Raw genomic sequence first — 13,525 nt, 5'->3', positions numbered from 1 at the left:
CGCACGACCGAACCCTCGCGGGCCGGTACGGGTCCTCCCGTACCGGCCCGCGCGGGCAGGGAGCGACCCCGCGCACGCGGGAGCGAGAGGGAGGACGGCCATGACGGCCGAGCTGGTGCGGGGGCAGAACCACCCCCTGCCCGGGACCCGGGTGCAGGTCCGGATCACGGAGGCCGCCGACGTACTGGCCGCCGCCGTCCTGGTGGACGAGGCCGGCCGGCTCGCCGGGCCCGCGGCCCTCGCGCACCCCGGCGGCCCGGCACCCGCGGGGATCTCCTTCCCCGCCGGGAGCGGGGCGGGCGGGGACGGCGCCGACCTCCTGGTCGCCGTCGACCTCGGGGCGCTCCCCGCGACCGTGCACCGGGTGGAGGTGCTGCTGGCCCTGCGGCCGGCGGCGGCCCCGGTGCGCTTCGGCGCCCTCGCCGCACCGCGGGCCGCCGTGGGTGCTCCCGAGGAGCCCGCCGCGGCCGCCTACACGATCACCGGGCTGGACGCCGAGACGGCCGTCGTCGCCCTGGAGCTGTACCGGCGGCAGGACGCGTGGAAGGTGCGCGCCGTCGGCCAGGGCTACGTGGACGGCCTGGTGGCGCTGCTGGCCGACCACGGCCTCGCGCAGGCCGAGGCGGCCCCGCTGGCGGCCCGCCTCCACGAGGGTGCCGCGGCCGCCGACCCGGGGACCGGCGCGGCGCCGGCCGCCGCCGTGCCCGCCGACAGCGCCGGCACGCCGCCCAGTACGGCCCCCACCACACCGTCCACCACGGCCCCCAGCACCGCCTCGGCCGAGGGTCCCCGCATCCTCGGCCGGATCGACTACGCCCACCCGCGCCGCCCCTCCGTCACCCCGGCCGCCGGTACGCCGACCGGTCCGGGGGCGGGTCCCGGAACGGACCCGGCTCCGGCCGCGGCGACCGGGCCCGCCCCGGCACCGGGGGTGCCCGTCCCGCAGGACGGGCCCGCCCGGCCCGTGGCGGGGGACGCCGTCGGCTGGACCATGGAGGAGCGGCTCTGGAACCAGGTCTGGGGCATGTTCGAGGACCTGGCCCGGGCCGTCGCCGCGTACCGCAGCGCCGTCGAGTTCGCCGACTCCCGCCGCGACCGCGAACTCGACGAGGCCCTCTCCGACCCGCGCGCCCGCGTCGGCGGGGCCGCCGACGCCGCCCGCGACGACGTCCTGGTCCGCCGCGAGGCGCTCGTCGGGCAGGCCCGCGAAGCGCTCGACCGCGACCTGGCGCAGCTGGCGGCCGAGTCCGAAGTGGTCGAGCCCGCCCTGCCGGCGGCCCTGGCCCGCTGGGACGGCCCGCAGTGGCGCGCGTACGAGCCGCCCGCCGAGCCCCCGGACGCCGTCCGCCTGGGCGACCTCCACCTGCCCGAGGCGCCCGACCTGCGGATCCCGCTGCTGGTCCGGCTCCCCCTGGAGCGCGGGCTGTGGATCGACAACGGCCGCACCGGTTCCGAGGCCGCCATGGCCATGGACACCGACGACCTGCGCCGGCTCGCCCTGGACACCGCCGCGGCCCTGGCGCTGCGCCTGGTGGCCGCCCATCCGCGCGGCTCCTTCGGCGTGCACGCCATCGACCCTGCCGGCGCGGGCGCCGCCGCGCTCGCGCCCCTGGCCGGGCTGCTCGCCGAGCCGCCGGCCGCCGGCGCGGCCGGGGTGGCCGCGGTCCTCGCCGAGCTGACCCGGCGCGTGGACCTGCTGCAGATGGCCCGCCGCAGCGACGACTACGAGGTGCTGCCGCCCGGCCTCGACACGAGCCGCCGCCTGCTGGTCGTCCACGACTTCCCGCACGGCTTCGACGACCGCGCCGTCACGCAGCTGCGCTACCTGGCGGACGAGGGCCCGGCGGTCGGCGTGCACCTGCTCCTCGTGGCCGACCGGGACGAGGCCGCCGCGTACGGGCCGCTCCTCGACCCCCTCTGGCGCTCGCTGCTGCGGCTGAGCCCGGTCCCCGACGACCACCTCGGCGACCCGTGGGTGGGGCACGCGTGGACGTACGAGCCGCTGCGGATCGCCCCCTGGGACGCCCAGGACGTGCTCGCCCGGATCACGTCGGGAGGCTCCGCGCCGCGACCGCGGTAGCTCCCGCGGCCGTGCCGCCCGCTCCGCCGCCGCTCCGTCGCCCGTGCGCCCGCCGCTTCGGCCCGTGCGCCCGCCGCTCCGTCGCCCCCCGCTGACCCGCGGATGACCTGCCGATGACCCGGGACTGACCATTCCTTGGTGATCCCTTTACCTAAAGCGGGTTCGGCGGGTACTCTGGGCTCCGCGGAGGGGAGTACTCCCGCTGCGACGTTCCCGTCAGTACGGACCACCGGTCCCGGGGCGTCGGCCCGGGCGCGCGTGCGGCGCACCGGGTGGAAGAGACCTCCGGCAGCCATGACGCTGACCTTGTTGAGCCATCTGCCGGAGGCGTGAGCAATGGAAGTTTCGACGACCCTCTGGGTACTGACCATCCTCGGTCTGTGCCTCCTGATCGCCGCCGATTTCCTCATCGGCCGCAAACCGCACGACGTGTCGGTCAAGGAGGCCGGCACGTGGACCGTCGTCTGGATCGTCCTGGCGGTCCTGTTCGGCCTGGGCCTGCTGTTCTTCGGCAGCAGCCAGGCCTCCGGCGAGTTCTTCGCGGGCTTCATCACCGAGAAGTCGCTGAGCGTCGACAACCTCTTCGTCTTCGTCCTGATCATGGCGAAGTTCTCGGTGCCCTCGCACCTCCAGCAGCGCGTCCTGCTGGTCGGCGTCCTCATCGCGCTGGTACTCCGCGCGATCTTCATCGCCGCCGGCGCCGCGATCATCACCAGCTTCTCGTGGGTCTTCTACATCTTCGGCGCGTTCCTGATCTACACCGCCTGGAAGCTGATCCAGGAAGCCCGGTCCGACGACGGGGAGGAGGAGTTCGAGGAGAACCGCCTCCTGAAGACCATCGAGAAGAAGTTCGGCGTCGCCGACCGCTACCACGGCACCAAGCTCTTCATCCGCACCAACGGCAAGCGGGTGCTGACCCCGCTGATGGTCGTGATGCTGGCCATCGGCACCACGGACGTGCTGTTCGCCCTCGACTCCATCCCGGCGATCTTCGGCCTGACGCAGGACCCGTACATCGTCTTCACCGCCAACGCCTTCGCCCTGATGGGCCTGCGCCAGCTGTACTTCCTCATCGGCGGCCTGCTCAAGAAGCTGGTCCACCTCAGCTACGGCCTGTCCGTCATCCTCGGCTTCATCGGCGTGAAGCTGGTGCTGCACGCCCTGCACGAGTCCGGCGTGCACGTGCCCGAGATCTCCATCCCGTTCTCGCTGGCGGTCATCTGCGGTGTCCTGGTCGTCACCACGATCACCAGCCTGATCGCCTCCAAGAGGCAGGCGGAGCGGCAGGCGGCCGCCGGAGCGGCCGCCGCCGACACGGACAGGGAGAGCGTCGAGGCCTGAGCCCCGGGCCCGCGGGCCCGGGAGTCCGGGGACCTACGCGGGGGCGGCCGCTTCGGCCGCCCCCGCCGTGCGTACGGCCGCGGGACGGGTCTCCGGCAGCAGGGCCGAGCACGCGAGGCTGGCCAGGCAGATCGCCGTCAGGTACGCGGCCACGCCCCAGGGCGGCCCGTCGCCGTCCGCGACCGCCGTGGCCACCACCGGGGTGAGGGCCCCGCCGAGCACGCCTCCCAGGTTGTAGCCCACGGCCGCACCGGTGCAGCGCACCCGAGGCTCGTACAGCTCCGGCAGGTACGCCGCCACCACCGCGAACATCGTGGCCATGGAGAGCATCGCGCCGACGAAACCGGCGGTCATCAGCAGGGGGTTCCCGGTGCGCAGCAGCGCGACCAGCGGGAACATCCACAGCGCCGCACCCGCGCAGCCGGCCATGCACATGGACCGCCGTCCGAACCGGTCGCCGAGCACGGCCACGAAGGGGGTCACCGCTCCCTTCAGGGCCACCGCGGCCATCACGCAGGCCAGCATCGTCGTCCGGGACACGCCCAGGTGCTCGGTGCCGTAGGCAAGGGACCAGGTGGTCACCGCGTAGAAGACCGCGTACGCCATGGCCAGCGCGCCGCCGGTCAGCAGCACCAACCGCCAGTGCCCGCGGAACACCTCGGCCAGCGGCGCCTCCGCCCGCCCGCCGCCCTCGGCCAGCGCGCGGAACTCCGGCGTCTCCTCCAGCGTGGCCCGCAGCAGCAGCCCGGCGGCGGCCAGCAGGCCGGCGGCCCAGAACGGCACCCGCCAGCCCCAGGAGCGGAACTGCGCGTCGGTCAGGCCCGCCGACAGCCCCAGCACCACGCCGTTGGCCAGCAGGAACCCGACGGCCGGGCCCACCTGCGGGAAGCTCGTCCACAGCCCGCGCCGTTCGGCGGGGGCGTGCTCGGCGGTCAGCAGCACGGCCCCGCCCCACTCGCCGCCCACGCCGAAGCCCTGCAGGAAGCGGAGCGCGAGCAGGAGCAGCGGGGCGGCCGCGCCGATGGCGGCGTACGTGGGCAGGAAGCCGATGGCGACCGTGGCGGCGCCGGTCAGCAGCAGGGAGCCGAAGAGCACGGGGCGGCGGCCGTAGCGGTCGCCGACGTGGCCGAAGACCACGGAGCCGAGGGGGCGGGCCACGAAGCCGACGCCGAAGGTGGCGAAGGCGGCCACCGTCCCGGCGAGCGGGGAGAAGGCGGGGAAGAACAGCGGGCCCAGGACCAGGGCGGCCGCCGTGCCGTAGGCGAAGAAGTCGTAGAACTCGATCGCGGTGCCGGCCAGCGAGGCCAGTGCGAGCCGCAGCATGGGTGGTGCGTGGGGCGGGGCCCCGGGAGGCGAGTGTTCGGTGCGCATGGGGTCCACGTACCGCCTGCGCGGCGGGCCGGGCGGCAGACCCGGCGGGACTCACCGGAAGGTGTGTGCGGCGGGATCCGCGGTTGACGGCGCCCCGGGGCCGGGGCGCCGTCGTGGACCGGCGGTCAGGGGGTCACCAGCCGCGCTCGCGCCACTCCGCGAGGTGCGGGCGCTCGGCGCCCAGGGTGGTGTCGTTGCCGTGACCGGGGTAGACCCAGGTCTCGTCCGGGAGCCGGCCGAAGAGCTTCGTCTCGACCCCGTCGAGCAGGCTCTTGAAGGCGGCGGCGTCGCCCCAGGTGTTGCCGACGCCGCCCGGGAAGAGGCAGTCGCCGGTGAACAGGTGCGGGGCCCCGTGCGGGTCGTCGTACACGAGGGCGATCGAGCCCGGGGTGTGGCCGACCAGGTGGACGGCCTTCAGCGAGACGCGTCCGACGGTGATCGTGTCGCCGTCCTCGACCGGTACCTCGGTGGGCACCGGGATGCCCTCGGCGTCGTACCGGCCCGCGTACGTGCGGGCGCCGGTGGCGTCGACGACCTCGCGCAGCGCGCCCCAGTGGTCGCCGTGCTGGTGGGTGGTGACCACCGAGGCGATGCCGCCGTCGCCGATCAGGTTGAGGAGGGTCTGCGGTTCCGCGGCCGCGTCGATCAGCAGCTGCTCGTCGGTGGCCCGGCAGCGCAGGAGGTACGCGTTGTTGTTCATGTCGCCGACGGCGACCTTGGAAATCATCAGGTCCGTGAGTTCGTGCACGTCGGCCGGACCGCCGACCTTCACCGCTCCGCTGTAGGTCATGTTCCGAATCCTAGAGCGGGGGGAGGGTGGGGAGCGCGCCGTCGGTCGCGGTCAGGGCCGCGCCCTTGTCACCGCGGCCGGCCAGCCAGGCCAGCAGGTCGGCGGCGGGGCCGCTGACGGTCACCGGGGAGCCCTCGGTGCCGCCGGTGCGCCAGGTGCCGTCGCGGTCGGTGGCGGTCAGCGTTACCGGCGGGACGTCGGCGCGGCCGGACCAGCGGTCGGCCAGGAAGGCGATCTCGCGGTCGGTGAACTCGGCGGGCAGGTCCGCGAGCCCGTAGCCGGCGTTCAGGTCCACGTGGTGCAGGTCCACCTCGACCCAGCGGCGGAAGGGCACGTTGGACGCCAGGTCGGTGACGCCGTTGCGCAGCTCGACCGTCCGGGACCAGTCCTGGTCCGCGTCGGTGGCGGCCGTGAAGCGCGCGGCGGAATTCCGGAGGTCGGCCAGTTGTTCGTCCAAGGGACGGGCGGAGTCGCGCTCGATGTCCGCGTCGCGGGCCTCGGCGCTCTCGTACATGGGGCGGCCCTCGAGGACGTTGACGAGGGCGTCCGCGTTGCGGGAGAGGTGGGCGAGGACGTGCCCGCGGGTCCAGCCCGGAAGGTGCGACTCCTCGGCGAGGGCGGCGTCGTCCAGTTTCGCGACGGCGGTCAGCAGTCGGTCCGTGGCCTCGCGCAGTGCGCGCAGGTCGTGCGCATGATCACTCATGGTCCGACCCTAGCCCTCGCCACACGTTCGGGTGAAGCGTCCGCCCGAGGGCCGGAAATCGAATGCACGTGCTATACGCTCGTAAGGAGAACCAGACCCCGCTTCGTGGCGCCCCCCATACCCTGGGACGGGGGCCCGTTCCCCCGCTCTCTCAAGAAAGGTGCGGACCGGCGTGACCGACCGTCTCATCGTTCGTGGCGCTCGCGAGCACAACCTGAAGAACGTCTCGCTCGACCTGCCCCGCGATTCGCTCATCGTCTTCACCGGGCTCTCCGGGTCGGGCAAGTCCTCGCTCGCGTTCGACACGATCTTCGCCGAGGGTCAGCGCCGGTACGTCGAGTCCCTGTCCTCGTACGCCCGCCAGTTCCTCGGCCAGATGGACAAGCCCGACGTCGACTTCATCGAGGGCCTCTCCCCGGCCGTCTCGATCGACCAGAAGTCGACCTCGCGCAACCCGCGCTCCACGGTCGGCACGATCACCGAGGTCTACGACTACCTCCGCCTGCTCTTCGCGCGCATCGGCAAGCCGCACTGCCCCGAGTGCCGCCGCCCGATCTCCCGGCAGTCGCCCCAGGCCATCGTCGACAAGGTGCTCGCACTCCCCGAAGGCAGCCGCTTCCAGGTGCTCTCGCCGCTGGTGCGCGAGCGCAAGGGCGAGTTCGTCGACCTCTTCTCCGACCTCCAGACCAAGGGCTACAGCCGGGCCCGGGTGGACGGACAGACGATCCAGCTCAGCGAGCCGCCGACGCTGAAGAAGCAGGAGAAGCACACCATCGAGGTGGTCGTCGACCGCCTCACCGTCAAGGACAGCGCCAAGCGCCGGCTCACCGACTCGGTCGAGACCGCCCTCGGCCTGTCCGGCGGCATGGTCATCCTCGACTTCGTCGACCTCGCCGAGGACGACCCCGAGCGCGAGCGGATGTACTCGGAGCACCTGTACTGCCCGTACGACGACCTGTCCTTCGAGGAGCTGGAGCCGCGCTCCTTCTCCTTCAACTCGCCCTTCGGCGCCTGCCCCGAGTGCACCGGCATCGGCACCCGCATGGAGGTCGACCCCGAGCTGATCATCCCCGACCCGGAGAAGTCCCTCGACGAGGGCGCCATCTCACCGTGGTCGCTGGGCCACACCCGGGACTACTTCGACCGCCTGGTCGGCGCCCTCGCGGGCGAGCTGGGGTTCCGTACCGACATCCCCTGGGCCGGGCTGCCGCAGCGCGCCCGCAAGGCCCTGCTGTACGGGCACAAGACGCAGATCGAGGTCCGCTACCGCAACCGGTACGGCCGCGAGCGCGCGTACACCACCGCGTTCGAGGGCGCCGTGCCCTTCGTCAAGCGGCGGCACTCCGAGTCCGAGAGCGACGCCAGCCGCGAGCGCTTCGAGGGCTACATGCGCGAGGTGCCCTGCCCCACCTGCGAGGGCACCCGCCTCAAGCCGATCGTGCTCGCGGTGACCGTGATGGAGAAGTCCATCGCCGAGGTCTCCGCGATGTCGATCAGCGAGTGCGCGGAGTTCCTCGGCCGGATGCGCCTCGACGCCCGCGACAAGAAGATCGCCGAGCGCGTGCTCAAGGAGGTCAACGAGCGGCTGCGCTTCCTCGTCGACGTCGGCCTCGACTACCTCTCCCTCAACCGGGCCGCCGGCACCCTGTCCGGCGGCGAGGCCCAGCGCATCCGGCTCGCCACCCAGATCGGCTCGGGCCTGGTCGGCGTGCTGTACGTCCTCGACGAGCCGTCCATCGGCCTCCACCAGCGCGACAACCACCGGCTCATCGAGACCCTCGTGCGCCTGCGCGACATGGGCAACACGCTCATCGTCGTCGAGCACGACGAGGACACCATCAAGGTCGCCGACTGGGTCGTCGACATCGGCCCCGGCGCGGGCGAGCACGGCGGCAAGGTCGTGCACAGCGGTTCCCTCAAGGACCTGCTGAAGAACGCCCAGTCCATGACCGGGCAGTACCTGTCCGGGAAGAAGTCGATCGCGGTCCCGGACGTCCGCCGCCCCGTCAACGGCGAGCGGAAGCTGACCGTGCACGGCGCCAAGGAGAACAACCTCCGCGACATCGACGTCGCCTTCCCGCTCGGCGTGTTCACCGCGGTCACGGGCGTCTCCGGCTCGGGCAAGTCGACGCTGGTCAACGACATCCTGTACACGCACCTGGCCCGGGAGCTCAACGGCGCCCGCGCAGTGCCCGGCCGGCACACCCGCGTCGACGGCGACGACCAGGTCGACAAGGTCGTGCACGTCGACCAGTCGCCCATCGGTCGCACGCCCCGGTCCAACCCGGCCACGTACACGGGCGTCTTCGACAACATCCGCAAGCTCTTCGCGGAGACCATGGAGGCGAAGGTGCGCGGCTACCTGCCGGGCCGCTTCTCCTTCAACGTCAAGGGCGGTCGCTGCGAGAACTGCTCCGGCGACGGCACCATCAAGATCGAGATGAACTTCCTGCCGGACGTCTACGTCCCGTGCGAGGTCTGCCACGGCGCCCGGTACAACCGGGAGACCCTGGAGGTCCACTACAAGGGCAAGTCCATCGCCGAGGTGCTGGACATGCCGATCGAGGAGGCGCTGGACTTCTTCGAGGCCGTCCCGACGATCGCCCGCCACCTGCGCACGCTCACCGAGGTCGGCCTCGGGTACGTGCGCCTGGGCCAGTCCGCGCCGACGCTGTCCGGCGGCGAGGCGCAGCGCGTGAAGCTCGCCTCCGAGCTGCAGAAGCGCTCGACGGGCCGCACGGTGTACGTGCTGGACGAGCCGACCACCGGCCTGCACTTCGAGGACATCTCGAAGCTGATCAAGGTGCTCTCGGGCCTGGTCGACAAGGGCAACACCGTCATCGTCATCGAGCACAACCTCGACGTCATCAAGACCGCCGACTGGGTCATCGACATGGGTCCCGAGGGCGGTTACGGCGGCGGCATCGTGGTGGCCGAGGGCACGCCGGAGCAGGTCGCCTCGGTGGGGGCCAGCCACACCGGCAAGTTCCTGCGGGACATCCTGGGGGCGGACCGGGTCTCGGACGCCACCGTGCCGGCCGCGCGGACGGCGAAGAAGGCGGCCCCCCGCAAGACGGCGGCCAAGAAGGCCGCCGCCCCGCGGGCGAGGAAGGCCTGAGCCGAAGAAGGCCCGAGCCGAAGAAGACCTGAGCCGGGTCGCCGGGGCACCGCCCCCGGCGACCCGTGCGCCGTACCCGCCGGCGGGGCGGGACCGCCCCGCCGGCGTCCGGCCGCCGGCCCGTTAGGCGAAACGGCGGCTCGCGACGCGCGCCAGGAAGGGGACCACGGCCGCGGTGACCTCGGAGGGGCGGTCCAGCATCGGGTAGTGGCCGGCCGTGTCGATCAGCACCACCTCGCCGCGGGTCTGCTCGCCGATCCACTCCGCCTCGGTCAGCGGATCGGGCCCGAACAGGGCGTCCATGCCGCCCATCACGACCTGCACGGGCACCGTCAGGCCCGGCAGCGCCGCGGCCGCCGCCTCCGCACCCGCACCGATCATGGCCCGCAGCGCCGCCAGGTGCCCGGGCTCCTTCAGCGACGCGGTGAGCTCCTTCTTCCACTCGGGGAACTCGTCCGGCTTCTCCGCGGGGAACAGCCCCGCCCACTGCCGCGTCCACGACCGCACGAAGCGGCCCGCGCGCAGTCCGGCGCCCGCCCCCGCCCGCGCGAACGGGGCCACCAGCACCAGTCCGTCGAAGAGCTCCGCCTCCGCCGCGGCCGCGACCACCGCCGCGCCCGCCGCGTTGGAGTGCGCCACCACGAACGCCGGCCCCGCGTCGAGGTGGCGCACCAGCGCCCGCAGGTCACCGGCCAGCGCCGGCTGCCCGTACTCCCGCTCGCCCGCGCTCGATTCACCCGTACCCCGCAGGTCGCAGGTGACCACCCGGAACCCCGACTCGGCCAGGTCCGCCGCCAGGAACCGGTACGCGGTGCGGGTGTTGCCCAGGCCCGGCACGCACACGACGAGCGGGCCCTCGGCGCCGTTGTCGTCGTAGGCGATCCGGCCGCCGTCGTACTCCACGTAATCCGTCACTGTCGCGGTCTCTTTTCACTCTCGTGCCGTTGCGCGTTCATAGCCTCGCCGACGGGTGCCGGGTTCGTAAACCTCAGAATCTGTGGGGATATTGGCGGTGCGTCACAGTTCCGACGCATACGGCGGCTCGGCGCCGGCCCGGGTACAGGTCAGGGCGGCCGCCCGGGCGGCGTACCCGAGCACCTCCGGCCAGTCCGGTTCGCCGATCGGCGAAAGCCGGTGCAACAGCGCCGCGTTGACCGTGTCACCGGCACCGATCGTGTCCGCCACCGTCACCCGCGGCGCCGCGACCGAGTGCTCCGCCCCCGAGCGGGTGCGGACCGTCAGACCCGCCGCGCCCCGGGTCACGACCACCGCCCGCGGGCCGGCCGCCAGCCAGTCGTCCACCCGCCCGCCCAGCCACGCCGCGTCCTCCTCCGACAGCTTGAGCAGGGACACGTACGGCAGCCAGCCCAGGAACCGCTCGCGGTAGGCGTCCGCGTCGGCGATCAGCCCCGGACGGATGTTGGGGTCGAGCAGGGTGAACACCCCGCGTCCGGACTCCCGCCGCAGCAGCGCCTCGTACGCGCTCGCCCCCGGCTCCAGCGCCATCGAGCAGGTCCCCAGCGCCAGCGCCCGTACGCCCGGCGGCAGCACGGGAAGGGCGAAGAGGCGGTCGGCGGTGCCCTCGGTGTAGAAGCCGTAGGAGGCCGAACCGTCCGGGCCCAGCGCCGCCACCGCGAGCGAGGTGGGCTCCGGACCCCGCTGCACGAGCGAGCAGTCCACCCCGGCCGTGCGCAGCCCGGCCAGCAGCGCCTCGCCGAAGCCGTCGGTGGAGATCCGCGAGCAGAAGGCGACCTCCGCGCCGAGGCGGCCGAGGGCGATCGCGGTGTTGTACGGGCCCCCGCCCGGGCGGGGCAGCAGCGCCCCGGGCGGCCCGGCCGCGGGCACGAGGTCGATCAGTGCTTCTCCGCCGACGACGATCATGGAGGGAGCGTAGGGCAGCCGGGGCGCCGGGCACAGGGGGCGACGCGGGGCAGCCCCTGGCCCGCGCGGTGCCGTCCCCGGGCCCGGGCCGGGCCGTCCCCCGGCCGGCGCCTGCCCGCGGCGGGCGCCGGCGGGTTCCCGCCCTGTGCCGCCCCGCACAGGGGCCGCACAGGCACCGCGGGTATCGTCGGCAGGGTTTTGCACTGCCGAGCTGCCCACGGAGAAGCCATGTCCGGCCAGAACGCCGCCCGTCGAACCGTCCTCAAGGGCGCCGCCGCGCTCGCCGGCGCCGCCGGCGCCGGTGCCGCGCTGACCGCCTGCTCCGGCGGTGGGGACGGCGGCGCCTCCGCGGCCCTCAGCTCCCCGGTGGACCTGGGCGCGGCGGACGCCGTGCCGGTCGGCGGCGCGAAGCTGTACCGCGAGCAGAAGCTGATCGTCAGCTGCCCGGCGAAGGGCCAGTACAAGGCGTTCAGCGCCACCTGCACGCACGCCGGCTGCGTGCTCGACAAGGTCGAGGACGGCGAGGGCAGCTGCCCCTGCCACGGCAGCCGCTTCGACGCGGCCACCGGCAAGGTGGTCCAGGGCCCGGCCGCCGAGCCGCTGCCGGAGGTTCCGGTCAAGGCCGAGGGCGGGAAGCTGATCGCGGGCTGAGCCCGCACCTGAGCCTTGGGTTCGGGACCGCCGGGCCGTACACCAGCCGGCCGGCCCACGGCCGCGCCAACCTGCGGCCCCGCCGATCCGCCCACCCGCGGCCCTGCCAGCCCGAGGCCGCGCCAACCTGCCGCCCCGCAGCGCCGCCAACCCCGCGACGCCGCCGATCCCCGCCCCCACCCCCGCGCCCCCGCGCCCGCGGTCCCCGGGCCCGCCGCCCCACCGCCCCGCCCCTCAACCCCGTGTGGTGTGTGGGGGAGGCGCTTGAGCCGGTATGGCAGGCTGGTCCGGAGGCAGGCCCGGGCCGAGGGGGGCCGCAGGCCCGGGCGAAGCGCCGAAGCCCTCGGGGTGGGCCTGCCGCTGGGGGCACCTCCCAGCGGTAGCTGGGGGAGGCCTGCAGGCCATACCGGGTCAAGCGCCGAGGGGCCCCACACACCACAGGGTGGCGCCCCGACCCCGGGCCCGCCGCCCCCAGCCGCCCCCGCGGCCCGAGTGGCACCCCAACAGCCCCAGCGGCACCCCAGCCCCCACCTCACTCCCAGTCCCAAGCAATCCCCAAGATCCCGCGCCGCACCGCCGGTTCGACCAGGTGCACGGCCCGGTGCCGGCCGTTGGGGGTCAGGTCGGCGAGCTCGCCGCGCGGCGCGGTCGGCGAGGCCTGGCTGAACCGCCGGCAGCGCACCGGTAGGGCCGCGTCGTCGAAGCGGACCTGGAGCAGGTAGTGGCCGCCCGCGTAGCCGAAGCCGCGCAGGTACTCGCCGCAGGGCCCGCCGGTGCCGTCCTCGAAGCCGTACCCGAAGACGTACGTGTCGCCGGGGCGCAGCCGCGCGTCGAACAGCAGCTCCGCCACGACCACCCCGGTCCCGGGGTGCCGGCGCACCCGCCCGGTGCGGCAGTTCTCGTGCGCCCGCACCTCCACGAGCGCGGCGTCGCAGCCCGGGTCGCCGTGGTGGATGGCCAGGTAGCGGTCGACGCCGTCGCGGTGCGCCCGTACCACCTGCTGGGAGTCGCGGCCGCGCAGTTCGCGGCCCGCACCGATGTGCACCCGCTCGTGGTGCCCGACCGTGTGCAGCCCGCCGTCCGCCGGTGACTCCAGCTCGGCCAGCAGTTGTTCGACGGCCTCGCCCGCGGTCAGGAGCGTCCGGTACGGGCGGGCGGTCGGGCCGCCGCCGGGCTCGCCGCGCGCGACGGCCGGCAGCAGCAGCCGCGTGAGCGAGCCGGCGGGCAGCTCCAGTATCTGCTCGAGCGCTCCCACGGCCTTCAGGGACTCGGCGCGCTGGGGGCGCCGGGCGCCCTGCTGCCAGTAACTCAGGCTGGTCACACCGACCTTGATGCCGCGGGCCGCGAGCCGGTGCTGCACGCGTTGCAGCGGCAGTCCGCGGGCGGCGAGCGCGGTGCGCAGGGCGAGGTGGAAGGGACCTGCGTGCAGCAGCTGCGCGAGCTGGCTCTCGGCTGCTGCTGCTGCGGCGGCGGTACCGCCTCCCGGGGTGCGAGGCCGGGGCATGGCTACTCCTCGATGTGAACGTTCACGCGCGGTGGGGCGGGGGATCCCACCGGTGCCGCCCCGGAGCCCAGGTGACGGGGGGTAGG

General features: G+C 74.2%; 10 protein-coding genes. 4 read left to right on the top strand and 6 right to left on the bottom strand.

Annotation, left to right across the window (positions count from 1 at the left end; all coding sequences use genetic code 11):
* The first annotated feature begins 100 nt into the window (after positions 1 to 100).
* Both IF43_RS0111440 and IF43_RS0111435 read left to right on the top strand, forming a co-directional pair.
* Complete coding sequence (locus IF43_RS0111440) at positions 101 to 2,080, top strand: TerD family protein (protein WP_030197805.1); 1,980 nt, start codon at positions 101 to 103, stop codon at positions 2,078 to 2,080.
* 336 nt (positions 2,081 to 2,416) lie between these two features.
* Positions 2,417 to 3,421, top strand: a complete 1,005-nt coding sequence (locus IF43_RS0111435) for a TerC family protein (RefSeq protein WP_030197802.1) — start codon at positions 2,417 to 2,419, stop codon at positions 3,419 to 3,421.
* Between the two features lie 33 nt (positions 3,422 to 3,454).
* On the opposite strand, the gene IF43_RS0111430 is transcribed toward IF43_RS0111435, so the two are convergent.
* The 3 genes from IF43_RS0111430 to IF43_RS0111420 all read right to left on the bottom strand — a co-directional run bounded on the left by IF43_RS0111430 (position 3,455) and on the right by IF43_RS0111420 (position 6,285).
* The gene (locus tag IF43_RS0111430) at positions 3,455 to 4,744 is read right to left on the bottom strand and encodes an MFS transporter (RefSeq protein WP_030197799.1); all 1,290 of its coding nucleotides are present in this window, start codon (positions 4,742 to 4,744) and stop codon (positions 3,455 to 3,457) included.
* 181 nt (positions 4,745 to 4,925) lie between these two features.
* Positions 4,926 to 5,582: an MBL fold metallo-hydrolase gene (locus IF43_RS0111425; protein ID WP_030197796.1), complete on the bottom strand. Its 657-nt coding sequence runs from the start codon at positions 5,580 to 5,582 to the stop codon at positions 4,926 to 4,928.
* Positions 5,583 to 5,592: 10 nt separating this feature from the next.
* Complete coding sequence (locus tag IF43_RS0111420; protein ID WP_030197793.1) at positions 5,593 to 6,285, bottom strand: maleylpyruvate isomerase family mycothiol-dependent enzyme; 693 nt, start codon at positions 6,283 to 6,285, stop codon at positions 5,593 to 5,595.
* A 172-nt stretch (positions 6,286 to 6,457) separates the two neighbouring features.
* Here IF43_RS0111420 and uvrA point away from each other — a divergent pair, with 172 nt between their 5' ends.
* Positions 6,458 to 9,403, top strand: a complete 2,946-nt coding sequence (uvrA, locus tag IF43_RS0111415; RefSeq protein ID WP_030197791.1) for an excinuclease ABC subunit UvrA — start codon at positions 6,458 to 6,460, stop codon at positions 9,401 to 9,403.
* 123 nt (positions 9,404 to 9,526) lie between these two features.
* Here the strand turns inward: uvrA and IF43_RS0111410 are convergent, their stop codons facing one another.
* Both IF43_RS0111410 and IF43_RS0111405 read right to left on the bottom strand, forming a co-directional pair.
* A complete protein-coding gene (locus IF43_RS0111410) occupies positions 9,527 to 10,318 on the bottom strand; it encodes an alpha/beta fold hydrolase (protein WP_030197789.1) in 792 nt (263 codons plus the stop codon).
* Between the two features lie 102 nt (positions 10,319 to 10,420).
* Positions 10,421 to 11,284, bottom strand: a complete 864-nt coding sequence (locus tag IF43_RS0111405; protein WP_030197779.1) for a carbohydrate kinase — start codon at positions 11,282 to 11,284, stop codon at positions 10,421 to 10,423.
* A gap of 228 nt (positions 11,285 to 11,512) precedes the next feature.
* Here IF43_RS0111405 and IF43_RS0111400 point away from each other — a divergent pair, with 228 nt between their 5' ends.
* The gene (locus IF43_RS0111400; protein ID WP_030197776.1) at positions 11,513 to 11,935 is read left to right on the top strand and encodes a Rieske (2Fe-2S) protein; all 423 of its coding nucleotides are present in this window, start codon (positions 11,513 to 11,515) and stop codon (positions 11,933 to 11,935) included.
* Positions 11,936 to 12,467: 532 nt separating this feature from the next.
* On the opposite strand, the gene IF43_RS0111395 is transcribed toward IF43_RS0111400, so the two are convergent.
* On the bottom strand, positions 12,468 to 13,439 hold the full coding sequence (locus IF43_RS0111395) for a hypothetical protein (RefSeq protein ID WP_051795121.1): 972 nt from the start codon (positions 13,437 to 13,439) through the stop codon (positions 12,468 to 12,470).
* Positions 13,440 to 13,525 lie beyond the last annotated feature (86 nt).

It is taken from the genome of Streptomyces sp. NRRL S-87 (assembly GCF_000719335.1).
Taxonomy (GTDB): domain Bacteria; phylum Actinomycetota; class Actinomycetes; order Streptomycetales; family Streptomycetaceae; genus Streptomyces.
Note: the sequence above shows the minus strand (reverse complement) of the source record. Positions and strands in the feature narration are given on the sequence as shown.